The following is a 15,893-nucleotide window of genomic DNA, read 5'->3' on the forward strand; positions in this document are numbered from 1 at the left end:
GCTGCGCGCCGGAATACAGGAGAGACTCATTGCAAGGCCAAGAATTGCATGCCTTTATCATCGACAAGATCGATGACATGAAAGGCCGCGACATCATCACCCTCGATGTACGCGGCAAATCCAGCATTACTGACACCATGATCATCTGTTCCGGCAACTCCAGTCGTCACGTCAGCGCCATTGCCCACCATCTGGCCAGCGAGGCCCGCCACGCGGGTCTGGATCTACTGAGCGTGGAAGGGCAACTGAGCGGTGAATGGGTGCTGGTAGATATGGGCTCGGTGATCGTGCATGTGATGCAGGATGAACACCGTGACTTCTACCAACTGGAAAAGCTGTGGAGCGGTGCCGCTCAAATGAATACGCAATAAGAGCACAAGTGTAACGACCATGAAGATCCAGTTGATTGCGGTGGGCACCAAGATGCCCGCCTGGGTAGAGCATGGCTTCGAAGAGTATCGTCGCCGCTTCCCCAAAGACATGCCATTTGAACTCGTCGAGATTGGCGCAGGCAAACGGGGCAAAAATGCCGACATTCCGCGCATCCTGCAGAAGGAAGGGGAAGCCATGCTGGCGGCTGCGGGGCGCTCGCGCATCGTCACCCTCGACATTCCGGGCAAGCCCTGGACCACGGAGCAGTTGGCTACCCAGCTGGAGGCGTGGAAACTCGATGGCCGCGATGTCGCGCTGCTGGTAGGCGGGCCGGAAGGCTTGTCCCCCGAGTGCAAGGCTGCAGCCGAACAGAGCTGGTCACTGTCACCGCTCACCCTGCCCCATCCGCTGGTGCGGGTGCTGGTGGCAGAGAGCCTCTACCGTGCCTGGAGCATAACGACCAATCACCCTTATCACAGAGAGTGAACCATGCCGCTCCTGCTGTTATTGCCCCCCACAAACCCGAGGTAAAGGCATGCTGAAACAACGCATCGAAATGCGCGATCACAGTGCCGAGGGCAATCTGTTCTTCCGGCGCACCCTGGTAGCCTACATCGGCATCGTCGTGCTGATGCTGGTGCTGCTGGGCAATCTCTATTATCTGCAGGTCGAGTCCTACGACACCTACCAGACGCGTTCCAACTCCAACCGCATCCGTGTAGTGCCGGTGGCGCCACCCCGGGGTCTCATCTACGACACCAACGGCGTGCTGCTGGCGGAGAACCGCCCTGTCTACAGTCTGGAAATCGTCCCGGAAGAGACTAGGGATCTTGAAAAAACCGCTGATCAGCTGATCACCCTGCTGGGTCTGCCGGAAGGCACCAAAGAGAAGTTTCTGACCGAGGTGAAACGCCAACGTCGCTTCAAGCCGGTCCCTCTCTACGAAAAGCTGACCGAATATCAGGTGGCACTCTTCTCGGTCAACCAGCACAACTATCCGGGAGCCAGTATCGAGGCTTACCTCAAGCGCTACTACCCGTTTGGCGACACCCTGACCCATGCGCTGGGTTATGTGGCCAAGATCAACACCCGCGACGTGGAGCGTCTCGAAAAAGAGGACAAACTCGCCAACTATGCCGCCACCAAGGATATCGGCAAGCAGGGGGTGGAGAAGTATTACGAGGATGAGCTGCACGGGGTGGCGGGTTATCAGGAGGTCGAGGTCAACAACCGCGGCCGGATTGTCCGCACCCTCAAGTTCCAGCCTCCGGTTCCGGGCAAGGATATCTACCTCAATATCGACGTCCGGATGCAGCTCAAGGCCCAGCAACTGCTGGCCGGCCAGCGTGGTGCCATCGTGATGATGAACCCGAAAACCGGTGCCATCCTGGCGCTGGAGTCGAGCCCGAGTTATGACCCCAACCTGTTCGTGACAGGCATATCCAGCGCCAACTACTCGGCACTGCTCAACGATCCGGCACGGCCGCTGGTGAACCGCACCACTCAGGGCATTTATGCCCCTGCCTCCACCGTCAAGCCCATGATGTCCATCATGGGTCTCAACGAGGGGGCCATCACCCCGGGCTACCGCTATTTCGGCGGCCCGAGCTTCTCCATTCCCGGTACCACCAAGAAGTTTCGCGACTGGCGCCGCTGGGGTCATGGCTGGCTCGACGTCTATCGCGCCATCGAGGTCTCGGCAGATACCTACTTCTACGATCTCGCCTATCGGGTCGGCATCGACAAGATCCACAGCTATATGACCAAGTTCGGCTTCGGTCAGTACACCGGGGTCGATCTCTATGAAGAGACCAAGGGTGTCATGCCGTCCCGTGACTGGAAAATGGCCCGTTGGCGCCAGCCCTGGTATCAGGGTGACACCATCTCGGTCGGTATCGGTCAGGGCTACTGGAGCGCCACCCCGCTCCAACTGGCCAAGGCGATCAGCATCCTGACCCAGAATGGTCACGACGTCACCCCGCACCTGCTCAAGAGCACAGCCTCCCAGGCGGGGGTAGTCGATGCCCCCATCAACCCCAATATCGCCCTCAAGCTCAAGAACGACAGCTTCTGGAAAGTGGCGCAGGATGGGATGTGGCGAGTCAACCATGGCAGTGAAGGCAGTGGCCGTCACTCGTTTGCCAAGGCGCCTTACTCCTCAGGCGGCAAATCGGGCACAGCCCAGGTAGTCGGTTTGAAGGAAAATCAGGTTTACAACATCAAGACGGTCAAGGCAGAGCATCGCGATAACGCTTTGTTCGTTGCTTATGCCCCCTTCGAGGCACCCAAAGCGGTGGTAGCTCTGGTACTGGAAAACTCCATCGGAGGTGGTGGTGGTCGAGCTGCATCGCCCATTGCACGCCAGATGCTGGATGCCTATCTGCTGCCCCCTGATCCGCAACTGCCACCGGCACCGGAAAAGCCGTCCCAACCGAGTGAGGTCGCTCCCAATGAGTAATTCTGCCCGCCAGCAGAGCATCTGGTACAAGCTGCATATCGACTTGCCCCTGCTGCTCGGTCTGCTGGCCGTGATGACCCTCTCCATGGTGGTGCTCTACTCCGCCTCCGGTCAGGATATGGACTCCATCGTGCGCCAGCTGGTGCGCGGCGGTCTCGCCTTTGCCCTAATGATCGGCCTAGCCCAGCTGCCCCCCTCCCTCTACGCCCGCTGGTCGGTGCCGCTGTTCGCCGTGGTGGTGCTGATGCTGATTGCGGTGGACGTGTTTGGCCACATCGGCAAGGGGGCCCAGCGCTGGCTCGATCTGGGCTTTATGAAGTTCCAGCCCTCCGAGGTGATGAAGCTTTCCATGCCGATCATGGTGGCGGCCTGGCTCAGTCGCCACTCGCTGCCACCCAAGTTCAGCCATGTGGTGATCGCCCTCATCATGGTGCTGCTGCCCACCCTGCTGATCGCCGCCCAGCCGGACCTTGGCACCTCCATTCTGGTGGCCGCCTCCGGCTTCTTCGTGATCTTTCTGGCGGGGCTCAGCTGGTGGCTGATCGGCTTGGCGGTTCTACTGATGCTGGCCTTTATGCCGGTGCTCTGGTTCTTCCTGATGCACGACTACCAGCGCCAGCGGGTGCTGATGCTGCTCGACCCGGAGAAAGACCCGCTCGGCCGCGGCTACCACATCATCCAGTCCAAGATTGCCATCGGCTCCGGTGGCGTCTTCGGCAAGGGGTGGCTGCAAGGGACCCAGTCCCAGCTGGAGTTCTTGCCAGAGCGCCACACCGACTTCATCTTCGCGGTATTTAGCGAGGAGTTTGGTCTGGTGGGGGTTGCCCTGCTGCTGGTGCTCTACCTCTACGTCATCAGCCGCTGTCTGTTTATCTCGATGCAGGCCCAGAACAGCTTCGAGCGACTGCTGGGCGGCGCCATCACTCTCACCTTCTTCGTCTATGTGTTCGTCAACATGGGCATGGTGAGCGGCATCCTGCCGGTGGTGGGGGTTCCCCTGCCGCTGGTGAGCTATGGCGGCACCTCCATGGTGACCCTGATGGCCGGCTTTGGCATACTGATGTCAATCCAGACTCATAGAAGACTGCTCGCCTGATGAGACGGGTTGGATTGCTGCTCTCGCTCGCCACCACGATGGCGACCGCCGCCGTGGCGCCGGATCGGTTGGCCCTGCTCGCCGACCAGCAGCAGGTGCCGCTGGCGGAGCTGCAAGCGGCCGTCGCCCGAGCCCAATTACGGCAGGAGGTGCTCGACACCATCAGCAAGCCGTGGGAGGCCAAGCCCTGGCATCGCTACCGGCCGCTGTTTGTTACCCCGGATCGGATCCGTGATGGCCAGCAGTTCTGGCAACAACATGCCGAGACGCTGGCCCGCGCGGAGCTGACCTATCGGGTGCCCGCCTCGCTCATCGTGGCCATCATAGGGGTCGAGACCTTCTACGGTCGCCAGATGGGCCGCCATCCGGTGCTCGATAGCCTCTACACCCTTGGATTTCACTACCCGGAGCGGGCGGACTTCTTTGCCAAGGAGTTTGCCCAGCTGGTGGTGCTGGCCAAAGAGGAAGGGTGGCAACTCGATGCCCTCAAGGGCTCCTATGCCGGCGCCATGGGGATGGGGCAGTTCATGCCCTCCAGCTACCGCCACTACGCCGTCGACTTTGACGGGGATGGCAAGCGGGATCTGTTTGCCAACCCGGTCGATGCCATCGGCAGCGTGGCCAACTATTTTGCCAGCCACCAGTGGCGCTGGGGCGAATCCGTGGTGGAACCGGCCCAGATCGGGTTGATGGCAGTCGAACCTCTACTCAGGCCTGAGCCCGAGTTAACACAACAGTGGTCAGAACTGGCGGCGGCAGGGATTGAGCTCGCCACGCCGCTGGCCCCACAGACGCCGGTCAAGTTGCTGGCGTTTGCCCAAGCCGATGGACCGGAATACTGGGTCGCACGGCATAACTTTTATGTGATCACCCGTTACAATCGCAGCCCACTCTATGCGATGGCGGTGTATCAACTTAGCCAAGCCATTCAGGAAGCGTATGCATCTTCGTCACAAACTCCTCCCGCTCAGCCTGAGCTTGTTGCTGGCCGCCTGTAGCAGCCAGCCGGAACAGAGCGCCCCCGTAAAGCCGCAAGCACCGGTCAGCAAGCCACCCGTTATCGAGATCCCGCAAGCCACCGGCGCCATTCCGCGCCCCGAGCCCCTGAGTGCCAGCGGCAACCGGGACTACTGGATCGGCAAGCAGAAGCACGAGGTGTGGCGCGACATCAAACACTACAGCGAAGAGGGCACCGCCAGCTGGCTGTCGCCGGATCTGGACGGCCAGAAGACCGCCAACGGCGATGTGCTGGACAGCAAGCTGTTCAGTGCCGCCCACCGCAACCTGCCCATCCCGAGCTATGTGAGGGTCACCAATCTGGACAACGGGCTGGAGACCATAGTGCGGGTCAACGATCGCGGTCCATTCAACAGCCCGCGCCTGATCGACCTCTCCTACGCAGCAGCCAAGCAGCTGGAGATGGTCGACAGCGGTGAGGCCCGAGTACGGCTGGAGCTGATCAGCGACACCCCGGATCAGATGGTGATCATGGAACCGATGAAGCCCATCGAAATGACTCCGACCACTCCGGCTGCGGCCTCCAACACGCTGTCGCAAGATGGCTTCCTGGGTGAACCAACCGCACTGGCGATGGCCACTCCCGCTGCCGAACCCGCTCCCGTCAAGGCGCCCGCGACCACGCCCGCCAAAGCGGCACCTGTCAAGCCAGCTCCCGCCAAGACCGCAGCTCCTGCCAGCAGTGGTGATGGCAAGATGATCCAGGTACTGGCCAGCGGCTCCCGGGATCGGGCCGAGGCGATGGGCAAGGTGATGACCCAGCGTTACGGCGTGCCCTACCGGATCGATGCTCATGGCGCCATTTTCCGGGTGCTGATTGGCCCGGTGGAGGCGGATAAACAAGCCGTACTGCTGGAAAAAGTACGGCAAGGGGGACTGGAACAGGCCTTTATCGTGCCCTGATCCCTCCTCTGACAGCGGTGGTGACCAATCTCCCGGCCCCGCCATCACGTCGCTTTATGGCGTGATGGCAGGGATTGATGGATAAAAAACCAGTCATGATCGCCATGTCGGACTATAACCTGCGGGCGCATCTGGTATAGTTAGGCCCGCATTTTATCCCCATCTGGCTCGCAGGAATTTCAAGATGTCCAAATTTGCCCGTTCAGTTCTTCTGGCCTCACTGATCAGCGTAACCGCTCAGGCCAATACGCCGGTGCCGACACCCACGCCGAACGCCAACCCAGTGGTGGTTCCCGCCGCGCCGGAGATCTCCGCCAAGGCCCATATCCTGATCGACTACTACTCCGGTCAGGTGCTGGCCGAGCAGAACGCCGACGAGCGTCTGCCCCCTGCCAGCCTGACCAAGATGATGACCTCCTACATCGTTGGCGACGAGCTGCACAAGGGGAACATCAAGGGCACCGACATGGTGACCATCAGCCAGAACGCCTGGTCCAAGAACTACTCAGACTCCTCCAAGATGTTCATCGAGGTGGGCAAGCAGGTCTCTGTCGATGACCTGAACAAGGGCATCATCATCCAGTCCGGCAACGATGCCTGCGTCGCCATGGCCGAACATCTGGCCGGCAGTACCGACTCCTTCGCCAGCCTGATGAATGCCTGGGCCGCCAAGCTCGGCATGAAGGACACCCAGTTCAAGAACCCCCACGGTCTGGATGAAGAGGGTCACTACAGTACAGCCCGTGATATGGCCCGCCTGGGTCAGGCACTGATCCATGATCAGCCGGAGGAGTACAAGATCTACTCCCAGAAATCCTTCGTCTTCAACGGTATCACCCAGCACAACCGCAACCGCCTGCTGTGGGATCAATCCCTGCAAGTGGATGGCATCAAGACCGGCCACGTCAGCCAGGTCGGCTATAACCTGGTCTCCTCTGCCACCAACAACGAAGGCATGCGCCTGATCGCCGTGGTACTGGGCGCCAGCAGCGAAGCCTCCCGCGCCGCCGAGAGCAAGAAACTGCTCACCTACGGCTTCCGCTTCTTCCAGAGCCTGACTCCGTACAAGGCAGGCACAGAGCTGGTCACCCAGAAGATCTGGATGGGCGACAAATCTGAAGTGAAACTGGGCGTCGACAAGGATGTCTCCGTGCTGGTCACCCGCGGTCAGGGCAACAACCTCAAGGCAGACTTCCAGCTCGACAGCGAGCTGAAAGCCCCGTTGGCCAAGGGTCAACGCGTTGGTACCGTGTTCCTGAAGCAGGGTGACAAAGAGATCAAGCAGGTACCGCTGGTCGCCCTGGAAGAGGTGCAGGAAGGTGGCTTGATGAGCCGTCTGTGGGACTACCTGGTACTGCTGGTCACCAGCTGGTTCAAGTAATCCGACGCACAATCCTCACCAAACAGCGGCGCCAACAGGCGCCGCTGCTGTCTGCGCCGGACAATGGCAGTGAATAACCCTGTAAACTGCAGGTTCCGCCTTACCCTGATTTGTGGTAAAAAGCAGCACTTCCATCCTTGTCTGACCGCTCCCGGCCTTGATCCCGGAGTGTGCGGCGCCCATATAGGGTTTAGCCGCACCCATACAGACTTGAAATGGCGGCCTCCACGGGCCATCGGCCACTAGCCATCCAAGATGAAGTCATCATGCTGATGACGAAAAAGGTGAGTAAATGAATACCAAGTTTGATGAACTGCTGGAGTTTCCCTGCAAATTCCCGTTCAAGGTACTCGGCATCGCGGATCCTGCGTTGCCGGATATGGTGGTTGAAGTGCTGCAGCAGCATGCTCCGGGCACCTACAGCCCGACCGTCCAGCCCAGCTCCAAGGGCAACTATCACTCGGTTCGCGTGACCGTGACTGCCCAGAGCAAAGAGCACATCGAAGCGATGTACACTGCGCTTGGCAAGATCGAGCTGGTGAAATACGTACTGTAATTTCTCTCTCGCCCCGTTCTGCGGGGCGACTGTTTTTGGCCGCAGCACGCCACGAGGACACCATGTCATCCCAGATCCCCGCTCAGCACAGCCTGATAGTCAGGCAGCTGGGTCGCCGCCCCTACCAGCCGGTATGGGACGCCATGAAAGCCTTCACCGACAACCGCACCAGCGACACCCCGGACGAGTTCTGGGTGGTCGAACATGACCCCGTCTACACCCAGGGCCAGGCCGGCAAGGCCGAACACCTGCTCAATCCGGGCAATATCCCGGTGGTGCAGAGCGATCGCGGCGGTCAGGTGACCTATCACGGCCCGGGCCAGCTGGTGCTCTACGTCCTGGTGGATGTCCGCCGCTGCAAATTCTCGGTGCGCGAGCTGGTGACCGCGCTGGAAACAGCCATCATCAACACCCTGGCCAAAAGCAATATCCAGGCCTATGCCAAGGCAGATGCCCCCGGGGTCTATGTGAAAAATGACCTTGGCATGGAGGCCAAACTGGCCTCGCTGGGACTGCGCATCCGCAAGGGTTGCTCGTTCCACGGGCTGGCCCTCAACATCAACATGGACATGACCCCCTTCCTGCACATCAATCCGTGCGGCTATGCGGGCATGGCCATGACCCAGACCAGCGCCCTGGGCGGCCCGCAGAGCGTGGCCGAGGCGCAATCCATTCTGGTGGCCGAACTGGCCAGCCTGATTGGCTATCAGACAATAACAAACACCGAGAGTGAATCATGAGCAAACCCGTTCGTATGGAGCCGGGCGTCAAGCTGCGCGATGGCGACAAGATGGCCCTGATCCCGGTGAAATTCATGCCGGATCCCAACGAAGAAATCCTTCGCAAGCCGGACTGGATGCGGATCAAACTCCCCCCTTCCAGCCAGAAGATCGAACACATCAAGAGCACCTTGCGCAAGAACAAGCTGCACTCGGTCTGTGAAGAGGCTTCCTGCCCCAACCTGGCGGAGTGTTTCAACCACGGCACGGCCACCTTCATGATCATGGGCGCGATCTGCACCCGTCGCTGCCCCTTCTGCGACGTGGCCCACGGCCGCCCGCTGGCACTCGATCCGGAAGAACCGAAGAAGCTGGCGCTCACCATCAAGGAGATGAACCTCAAGTATGTGGTGATCACCTCGGTGGACCGCGACGATCTGCGCGACGGCGGTGCCCAGCACTTCGCCGACTGCATCCGCGAGATCCGCGAGCACAGCCCGCAGACCCGCATCGAGATCCTGACCCCGGACTTCCGTGGCCGGATGGAGCAGGCCCTTGAGGTGTTCCGCGAAACGCCGCCGGACGTCTTCAACCACAACCTGGAAACTGCGCCGCGCATGTATCGCGTCGCTCGCCCGGGTGCCGACTACAAGTGGTCGCTGGAGCTGCTGCGCCGTATCAAGGAGATGCACCCCCATGTACCGACCAAGTCCGGTCTGATGATGGGCCTTGGCGAGACCAACGAAGAGATCGTCGAGGTGCTCAAGGATCTACGCGCTCACGGCGTCAACATGCTGACCCTGGGTCAGTATCTGCAGCCAAGCCGCCACCACCTGCCGGTCAAGCGCTACGTGCCGCCAGCAGAGTTTGACGAGCTGAAAGATGTCGCCATGGAGCTGGGCTTTACCCACGCCGCCTGCGGTCCTTTCGTGCGCTCCTCCTATCACGCGGATCTGCAAGCCAAGGGCGAAGAGGTCAAGTAACCTCGCACGATAGAGCGGCCAGTAACCGCCACCCTCGCAATGAAAAAGAGCGCCTATTGGCGCTCTTTCTGTTGGTGTCACTGACCGTTGCAGCTTGATCTACTCATCAGCCGTGGTCGAAGACCCCCTGCTGATGCCAGCGTTGCAACTGGGCCAGCACCCGGGTCTCTCGCGCCGTCCACTGGGGACAGGGCCCCGCCAGCTGGGTCTTGTTGGTCTGCAGCGCTTCGTCGAGGGCAAACCAGCCGGGCACGAAGCCAAGGCGGATCTCGTAGGGCTGTGGCTGTGGCTCCACCAGTTGATCACCAATCCGGCACAAGTAGTAGAGCGAGCGGATGCAGTAGGCATCGAACCCCGGCTCGCGGGCGGCGCGGTATTCCCGGGTCTCGCCAAGCAGGGTCCCTACTTCCAGCAACTCGGCACCGCACTCCTCCTTCAGCTCGCGGGCCAGCGCCACATGGTGGTTTTCCCCCGCTTCAACGCCGCCGCCAGGAAACATCAGATCACCGTTGACCCGGGAGTGGACCAGCAGCAACTCGTCGCCACGGAGTACTACGGCACGTACCGTAAGGCGTTCCAGGGTATGGCCATCGGTGATCACCTCGCCATGGACAAACGAGAGGGAAAAAGGTGCGGGCCAGCAGCTGGCCGGGGATAGTGCAATCATCAGAGCCTCAGTGCCGATAGCTGCCATGTTTCAGTTGATCGACTATTTCAGCCGCTCGCACGTCGTAGGCATCCTGATCTGTTTTGCTCAGGGTGTGATAAATACCAAAACGCCTGGCAGAGACCTCTGGCGCATCCTGAAAAGACTCACTCACCTTGCCCCACAGATAGGCCAGCCCGTACTGCTTCTGGCCCATATAGAGGGTGCTGAGGGAGGTGAGCAGGCGGCTGTTTATCTTGTCACCTTCCCGATAGAGGGAGAGGCCGTGATGCATGATGGAAATAGCTTTCTCGGGGTCGCTCTTGGCGTAGGCTCCGCCAAGGGCCAGCTGAAGTTCCGGTTCGTCGAGCACCTTGTTACCTTCCAGCGCCATAAACTGCTGACGGGCCAGCTCGTTGGTGTTGTTGGTCCAGTGCCAGAGCAGCAAGTAGGGATCCTGCGAGTTGCGGGTGGCCACATCGAGCTGGGCCAACTGTTCGCCAGCCGCCAGCATCCCCTCCACCCGTGGGCTCTTCTGCTCGCGGGCATTCTTATACTCGATGTTGGTAGAGCGCTCGGCACACTTAAGATAGCGCTCAAGGTTGCGCATCAGCTCGTACTTGCGCCGATCCGTTCCCTCCTCCTTGAGATAGAAGCGGCTGCGGATCACATCGGTACGCTCGTAGCGACACCAGCCATCGTCCACCAGATCCTGACAGAGCTCGGCATGGTTGCTGCAGATATTGTGGATCCGATCGTCATTGCAGCCAGCTACGGCAAGGCCGACTGAAAGCATGATGAAGGTCTGTCGCAGGGGGAAATTGGCCATGATTCACATCTTGTTGGTAACGCGGGTTGGTAACAAATGAAGCCTCTGTCGGCCACCACCGGCTAGCAAACCGGTTACATATCCATTACAATGCGCGCGCCATATAAGGCCGCGATTGCAGAATAATATAACGAAATATAGACCCCTACACTGATCTGCATTCGACGAATTTTCTATTTACACCAACAACGTGAAATAAAGGATCTGGTCAATGACCCACGAGCACTACTTGCAAGCGTGGCAGGAGAGCCAGGAGCTCGCCGAAGCCATGCAACCCTTGATTGGTCGCCTCTACCGACAACAAGGGGTCGAGATCACCCTCTACGGCCGCCCACTGCAAAACGCCTCCACCATCGATATCCTCAAGGCCCACCGGGTCGTCCGCCGCCACCAGGGCGCTCCCCTCCCCATCCAGCAAAGCTTCCCCCTGCTTCAGGCCATCGTTGCCCTCAAACCCACCGCTGCCGAGGTAGACCTTGGCAAGCTGGCAGTCGGCTACTGGCAGGATCATCAGGATGAGGCGGGGATCGAGGACTATCTGCAAGCGCGACTGGCACCGGCCCTTGGCCGCAACCAGATGCCGCAGCCGACCGACGTGGTGCTCTACGGCTTTGGCCGTATCGGCCGCCTGCTGGCCCGCCTGCTGATCGAGCGTACCGGCGCCGCCAATCCGCTGCGCCTGCGCGCCATCGTGGTACGCGGTGGTCGCGACGGGGATCTGGAAAAACGCGCCAGCCTGCTGCGCCGCGACTCGGTACACGGTCCCTTCAATGGCTCCATCGAGGTGGATGTGGAGCGCAGCGCCATCATCGCCAACGGCACCTTCATTCAGGTGATCTACGCCAATAGCCCGGCTGACATCGACTACACAGCTTACGGCATTCACGATGCGCTGATCGTCGACAACACCGGGGTCTGGCGCGATGAGGCTGGCCTCTCCGAGCACCTGAAAGCGCGCGGTGCTGGCAAGGTGCTGCTGACCGCCCCCGGCAAGGGGGAGATGAAGAACGTGGTGTTCGGGGTCAACCATGAGGTGATAGGCCCGGATGACAAGATCATCTCCGCCGCCTCCTGCACCACCAACGCCATCACCCCGGTGCTCAAGGTGATGCAGGAGCAGTACGGCATCCGCCACGGCCACGTGGAGACGGTCCACTCCTACACCAACGATCAGAACCTCATCGACAACTATCACAAGGGGGAGCGGCGCGGTCGCAGCGCGGCCCTCAATATGGTGATGACCAGCACCGGCGCCGCCAAGGCGGTGACCAAGGCGCTGCCGGAACTCAAGGGCAAGCTGACCGGCAACGCCATCCGGGTGCCCACACCCAATGTCTCGCTGGCCATCATCAACCTGTCGCTGGAGCAGGCCACCGATCGGGAGAGCCTCAACGCCTATCTGCAGCAGATTGCGCTAAGCTCGGAGCTCCATCGCCAGATCGACTTCAGCGCCAGCACCGAACTGGTCTCCTCCGACATGGTGGGTTCCCGCTATGCGGGCATCGTCGACTCCCAGGCGACCATCGCCGAGGGGGATCACTGTGTGCTCTACGTATGGTATGACAACGAGTTCGGGTACAGTTGTCAGGTAGTGCGGGTGATGGAGCAGATGGCTGGCGTAGTCCGCCAGGATCTGCCTGCATAGACCGATAGAGTCTACCTGCATGACCCGTCAGATCCCGCAGTTTATGGCTCAATAGTTCAAGGAGAAGGCCGGATGTCGTTTCAACAGGGTGAGTTTTTGCAAGCAATCAGGCAGATGCCCGAAGAGGTGTACGAGCGGCTCAAGACCGCAGTCGAGCTGGGCAAGTGGCCCGATGGCAAGCCCCTCACCGACGAGCAGAAGGCCACCTCCCTGCAAGCCGTGATGGCCTGGCAGGCGATGCACCTCGACAACCCGGAGCACATGAACATCGGCCGCGACGGCGAGATCGTGATGAAGAGCAAGAGCGAGCTCAAGCGCCAGTATCGCGATGAGGAAGAGATAGTGCGGGTCGACCTCAACCACTGAACCTGACCCGGCAGGCCGCTCGCGGCGGCCACAACAGAGACGGGAGCCATGATGGCTCCCCTCTTTTTTCCTAACTTATCACCCCTCGTCACCGGTGCAATGCGCTGCGCTTATTGCCCCCGACCGCGAGGGTTATCAGGGAGTCAGCTCCCCACGCAGGGACTGCTGCATCAACTCGCGAATGCGGTGGGAGGGCAAGTCCTGACTCAGCAGGAAGTGCAGCTTGGTGAGTGCTGCCTCGGCGGTCATGTCAAAGCCCGAGATCACCCCGGCCCGCGACAGGGCGTTGCCGGTGGCATAGCCCCCCATATTGACCTTGCCGTGCAGGCACTGGCTCAGGTTGACGATGATGACGCCGCGGGCCGAAGCCTCGGAGAGCAGCGCCAGCATGGCCGGGTTTTGCGGCGCATTGCCGACCCCGAATGACAGCAGGATCAGCGCCTTCACCGGCTGTTGCAGGATGTTGGCGATCACCTCGCTGGAGATCCCCGGATAGAGGGTCACCACGCCGATGGGCTGGGGGGTGATGTCGTGCAGCACCAGCGGCCGCTCGGAGGGCACGCCCAGCTCGCCCGCCTCCAGCGAGATGGCGATCCCGGCATTGAGCAGCGGCGGATAGTTGGGGGAGTCGAAGGCGTGGAAGCCGTCTGCATGCACCTTCTTGCTGCGGTTGCCGCGATAGAGCTGGTTGTTGAAGAACAGCGTCACCTCGTGGATCGGGTAGTTGGCCGCGATATAGAGGGCGTTGAGCAGATTCTGCTGACCGTCGGAGCGCAACTCGGCCAACGGGATCTGGGAGCCGGTGATGATGACCGGCTTGTGCAGATCTTCCAGCATGAAGGAGAGCGCCGAGGCGGTGAACGACATGGTGTCGGTGCCGTGCAGGATCACGAAACCATCGTATTTCTCGTAGTTGTCGCGAATATCCTCGGCGATGCGCTGCCAATCCGCCGGGGTCATGTCGGAGGAGTCGATGAGGGGCGCATATTCGTGGATATGGTAATCCGGCATCTCGGGGCGGTGGAACTCGGGCATCCGCGCCAGACAGTCTTCCATAAAGCCCGCCATCGGCACGTAGCCGTGATCGGAACGCTGCATCCCAATGGTGCCGCCTGTGTAGGCAATGTAGATAGACTTCTTCACACCCTCTCCTCTTGATGAAGTGAACACCGCCGGAACATGAACCATGTCGGGGTGAACCACAATGTCAACGCCCGCCAGCGCCTCTGCGTGCAGCGGAAACCGGCGAATTATAGAGACTGGCGCCCCAAATGACAGCCGTTCCATGCACCCTTTTCGGCTTTTCTGCCCTCTACCTACATAGTGCTAAATGTCACAATAAACCACTAAAACGAGCATTAATACGACAAAGATGGAATTAAACGATGCTTTTTGCTACAATCCGCCGGATTTTACTAAAATCTCATCTGGATGCCTGAGCATTTCAGGCCCGCACAAGCCCCATCTTTCCTGGGGCGGGGAGATGTTTCCCCTTCTTTGTTGGCGCATGAGCCACACTGTTTTCATCCCGGCTGAATCTGTAAGTCTTTTGCTATGAAAGACACAGCCAATCAACATGGGAGTACTGAATGTTACAACTTGATTCCTACGCAACGCTGGTCGCTGCCACTCTGGTATTGCTGCTTGGCCGGGTGTTGGTTACCCGAGTCGGGCTGCTGCGTACCTTCAACATCCCCAAACCGGTAGCCGGCGGCCTGGTGGTCGCGCTGGTACTGCTGCTGCTGCGCTCCACCCTGCAGATGGAGCTGCAATTTGATACCAGCCTGCAAACCCCGCTGATGCTGGCCTTCTTCGCCTCCATCGGTCTCTCCGCCGATCTCGCCAGCCTGAAACGCGGCGGCAAGGCGGTGGTTACCTTCCTGATGGTGGTCACCGGCCTGCTGCTGGTGCAGAACAGTCTGGGTGTCGGTCTGGCGACCCTGCTCGGTCTGGATCCCCATATGGGGCTGCTGGCCGGCTCCATCACTCTCTCCGGCGGCCACGGCACCGGGGCGGCCTGGAGTGCCACCTTCTCCGAGAAATACGGCGTGCAATCCGCTGCCGAACTCGCCATCGCCTGCGCCACCTTCGGTCTGGTGCTGGGCGGCCTGATCGGTGGCCCGGTGGCTCGCTATCTGGTGAAGAAAGTGCAGGTGCCCGGTGAGGAGCACAATCAGGATGAGGCCCCCCAGGGCTTCGAAATGCCAGATATGGAGCGCCCCCTCACCACTTTCAGCGTTATCGAAACGCTGGCATTGATAGCCATCAGCCTCAAGGGTGGCGAGCTGCTCTCGGCCTCTCTCAAAGGGGGCGCCTTCGAGCTGCCGATCTTTGTCTGCGTGCTGTTTGTCGGCGTGCTGCTGCGCAACGTCCTGACCCTGCTGAACTGGCATGAGGTGAGCGATCGCGAGGTCTCCCTGCTGGGCAACGTCAGCCTGTCGCTGTTCCTCGCCATGGCACTGATGAGCCTGAAATTGTGGGATCTGGCCAGCCTGGCCCTGCCCATCTTCATTCTGCTGGCCGCCCAGACCGTGGCAATGGCGCTCTACGCCATCTTCGTCACCTTCCGGGTCATGGGCAGCAACTATGATGCAGCCGTGCTGGCGGCAGGTCACTGCGGCTTTGGCCTCGGGGCCACCCCGACCGCCATCGCCAACATGCAGGCCATCACCCAGCGCTTCGGTCCCTCCCACCTGGCGTTTCTGGTGGTGCCCATGGTAGGCGCCTTCTTTATCGACATCATCAACGCCATGGTGATCAAGCTGTTTATGGCGATGCCATTCCTGTAATTCCCTTTCCGTCAGACGTATATGATCAGAGCCCACCTTTCGGTGGGCTCTTTGTTTGTTATCGACTCGCCAGGTGACGCAGGCAGAGCCGGGGCTCGTATCCGCCACCAGGGTGACCCGCGAGCAACCCGGA

The 15,893-nt window shown here is 60.4% G+C and carries 16 protein-coding genes; 13 read left to right on the top strand and 3 right to left on the bottom strand.

The features are described 5' to 3' along the window. Positions 1-29: 29 nt before the first annotated feature. From rsfS to lipA, 10 genes are all read left to right on the top strand, one after another. Entirely contained in the window at positions 30-371 is a 342-nt protein-coding gene (gene rsfS, locus G5253_RS05430) for a ribosome silencing factor (RefSeq protein WP_005335165.1), read from the top strand. Positions 372-390: 19 nt separating this feature from the next. Further along, the gene (rlmH, locus tag G5253_RS05435; RefSeq protein WP_005335166.1) at positions 391-858 is read left to right on the top strand and encodes a 23S rRNA (pseudouridine(1915)-N(3))-methyltransferase RlmH; all 468 of its coding nucleotides are present in this window, start codon (positions 391-393) and stop codon (positions 856-858) included. A 49-nt stretch (positions 859-907) separates the two neighbouring features. After that, entirely contained in the window at positions 908-2,830 is a 1,923-nt protein-coding gene (gene mrdA, locus G5253_RS05440; RefSeq protein WP_421172120.1) for a penicillin-binding protein 2, read from the top strand. Continuing rightward, complete coding sequence (rodA, locus tag G5253_RS05445; RefSeq protein ID WP_005335170.1) at positions 2,823-3,926, top strand: rod shape-determining protein RodA; 1,104 nt, start codon at positions 2,823-2,825, stop codon at positions 3,924-3,926. The genes mrdA and rodA overlap by 8 nt, the downstream gene beginning before the upstream one ends. Next, positions 3,926-4,924 (top strand): lytic murein transglycosylase B, encoded by a 999-nt coding sequence (mltB, locus tag G5253_RS05450; protein WP_421172121.1) that lies wholly within the window; start codon positions 3,926-3,928, stop codon positions 4,922-4,924. The genes rodA and mltB overlap by 1 nt, the downstream gene beginning before the upstream one ends. Continuing rightward, positions 4,866-5,846: a septal ring lytic transglycosylase RlpA family protein gene (locus tag G5253_RS05455; RefSeq protein WP_421172122.1), complete on the top strand. Its 981-nt coding sequence runs from the start codon at positions 4,866-4,868 to the stop codon at positions 5,844-5,846. Before mltB ends, G5253_RS05455 begins: the two co-directional genes overlap by 59 nt. 184 nt (positions 5,847-6,030) lie before the next feature. Beyond that, the gene (locus tag G5253_RS05460; RefSeq protein ID WP_216953014.1) at positions 6,031-7,227 is read left to right on the top strand and encodes a D-alanyl-D-alanine carboxypeptidase family protein; all 1,197 of its coding nucleotides are present in this window, start codon (positions 6,031-6,033) and stop codon (positions 7,225-7,227) included. Between the two features lie 292 nt (positions 7,228-7,519). Beyond that, the gene (gene ybeD / locus G5253_RS05465) at positions 7,520-7,783 is read left to right on the top strand and encodes a DUF493 family protein YbeD (RefSeq protein WP_005348100.1); all 264 of its coding nucleotides are present in this window, start codon (positions 7,520-7,522) and stop codon (positions 7,781-7,783) included. A gap of 62 nt (positions 7,784-7,845) precedes the next feature. Beyond that, on the top strand, positions 7,846-8,523 hold the full coding sequence (gene lipB / locus G5253_RS05470; protein ID WP_216953013.1) for a lipoyl(octanoyl) transferase LipB: 678 nt from the start codon (positions 7,846-7,848) through the stop codon (positions 8,521-8,523). Beyond that, complete coding sequence (gene lipA / locus G5253_RS05475) at positions 8,520-9,485, top strand: lipoyl synthase (protein WP_139740976.1); 966 nt, start codon at positions 8,520-8,522, stop codon at positions 9,483-9,485. The genes lipB and lipA overlap by 4 nt, the downstream gene beginning before the upstream one ends. Positions 9,486-9,591: 106 nt before the next feature. On the opposite strand, the gene G5253_RS05480 is transcribed toward lipA, so the two are convergent. Next, positions 9,592-10,152 carry an NUDIX hydrolase gene (locus tag G5253_RS05480; protein WP_216953012.1) on the bottom strand — a complete coding sequence of 187 codons (561 nt, stop codon included), beginning with the start codon at positions 10,150-10,152 and terminating at the stop codon, positions 9,592-9,594. A 7-nt stretch (positions 10,153-10,159) separates the two neighbouring features. Next, on the bottom strand, positions 10,160-10,960 hold the full coding sequence (locus G5253_RS05485; protein WP_227342060.1) for a DUF2989 domain-containing protein: 801 nt from the start codon (positions 10,958-10,960) through the stop codon (positions 10,160-10,162). Positions 10,961-11,171: 211 nt separating this feature from the next. Here G5253_RS05485 and G5253_RS05490 point away from each other — a divergent pair, with 211 nt between their 5' ends. Together G5253_RS05490 and G5253_RS05495 are read left to right on the top strand one after the other, a co-directional pair. Next, positions 11,172-12,605: a glyceraldehyde-3-phosphate dehydrogenase gene (locus tag G5253_RS05490; protein ID WP_227342059.1), complete on the top strand. Its 1,434-nt coding sequence runs from the start codon at positions 11,172-11,174 to the stop codon at positions 12,603-12,605. Positions 12,606-12,677: 72 nt separating this feature from the next. Continuing rightward, positions 12,678-12,971, top strand: a complete 294-nt coding sequence (locus G5253_RS05495; RefSeq protein WP_005335194.1) for a YeaC family protein — start codon at positions 12,678-12,680, stop codon at positions 12,969-12,971. Between the two features lie 135 nt (positions 12,972-13,106). Here the strand turns inward: G5253_RS05495 and ansA are convergent, their stop codons facing one another. Next, entirely contained in the window at positions 13,107-14,114 is a 1,008-nt protein-coding gene (gene ansA, locus G5253_RS05500; protein WP_005335195.1) for an asparaginase, read from the bottom strand. 446 nt (positions 14,115-14,560) lie between these two features. Here ansA and gltS point away from each other — a divergent pair, with 446 nt between their 5' ends. Next, positions 14,561-15,760 (top strand): sodium/glutamate symporter, encoded by a 1,200-nt coding sequence (gene gltS, locus G5253_RS05505; protein ID WP_108614086.1) that lies wholly within the window; start codon positions 14,561-14,563, stop codon positions 15,758-15,760. Positions 15,761-15,893: the final 133 nt, after the last annotated feature.

This window comes from Aeromonas sp. 602658 (genome assembly GCF_049173005.1).
Classification (GTDB): Bacteria; Pseudomonadota; Gammaproteobacteria; order Enterobacterales; family Aeromonadaceae; genus Aeromonas; species Aeromonas veronii_A.

What these genes read in the sequence shown, in the direction of transcription:
- rlmH (WP_005335166.1), top strand. Translation starts at nt 391, where the DNA reads ATGAAGATCCAGTTGATTGCGGTGGGCACCAAGATGCCCGCCTGGGTA.
- mrdA (WP_421172120.1), top strand. Translation starts at nt 908, where the DNA reads ATGCTGAAACAACGCATCGAAATGCGCGATCACAGTGCCGAGGGCAAT.
- rodA (WP_005335170.1), top strand. Translation starts at nt 2,823, where the DNA reads ATGAGTAATTCTGCCCGCCAGCAGAGCATCTGGTACAAGCTGCATATC.
- mltB (WP_421172121.1), top strand. Translation starts at nt 3,926, where the DNA reads ATGAGACGGGTTGGATTGCTGCTCTCGCTCGCCACCACGATGGCGACC.
- G5253_RS05455 (WP_421172122.1), top strand. Translation starts at nt 4,866, where the DNA reads ATGCATCTTCGTCACAAACTCCTCCCGCTCAGCCTGAGCTTGTTGCTG.
- G5253_RS05460 (WP_216953014.1), top strand. Translation starts at nt 6,031, where the DNA reads ATGTCCAAATTTGCCCGTTCAGTTCTTCTGGCCTCACTGATCAGCGTA.
- ybeD (WP_005348100.1), top strand. Translation starts at nt 7,520, where the DNA reads ATGAATACCAAGTTTGATGAACTGCTGGAGTTTCCCTGCAAATTCCCG.
- lipB (WP_216953013.1), top strand. Translation starts at nt 7,846, where the DNA reads ATGTCATCCCAGATCCCCGCTCAGCACAGCCTGATAGTCAGGCAGCTG.
- lipA (WP_139740976.1), top strand. Translation starts at nt 8,520, where the DNA reads ATGAGCAAACCCGTTCGTATGGAGCCGGGCGTCAAGCTGCGCGATGGC.
- G5253_RS05480 (WP_216953012.1), bottom strand. Translation starts at nt 10,152, where the DNA reads ATGATTGCACTATCCCCGGCCAGCTGCTGGCCCGCACCTTTTTCCCTC.
- G5253_RS05485 (WP_227342060.1), bottom strand. Translation starts at nt 10,960, where the DNA reads ATGGCCAATTTCCCCCTGCGACAGACCTTCATCATGCTTTCAGTCGGC.
- G5253_RS05490 (WP_227342059.1), top strand. Translation starts at nt 11,172, where the DNA reads ATGACCCACGAGCACTACTTGCAAGCGTGGCAGGAGAGCCAGGAGCTC.
- G5253_RS05495 (WP_005335194.1), top strand. Translation starts at nt 12,678, where the DNA reads ATGTCGTTTCAACAGGGTGAGTTTTTGCAAGCAATCAGGCAGATGCCC.
- gltS (WP_108614086.1), top strand. Translation starts at nt 14,561, where the DNA reads ATGTTACAACTTGATTCCTACGCAACGCTGGTCGCTGCCACTCTGGTA.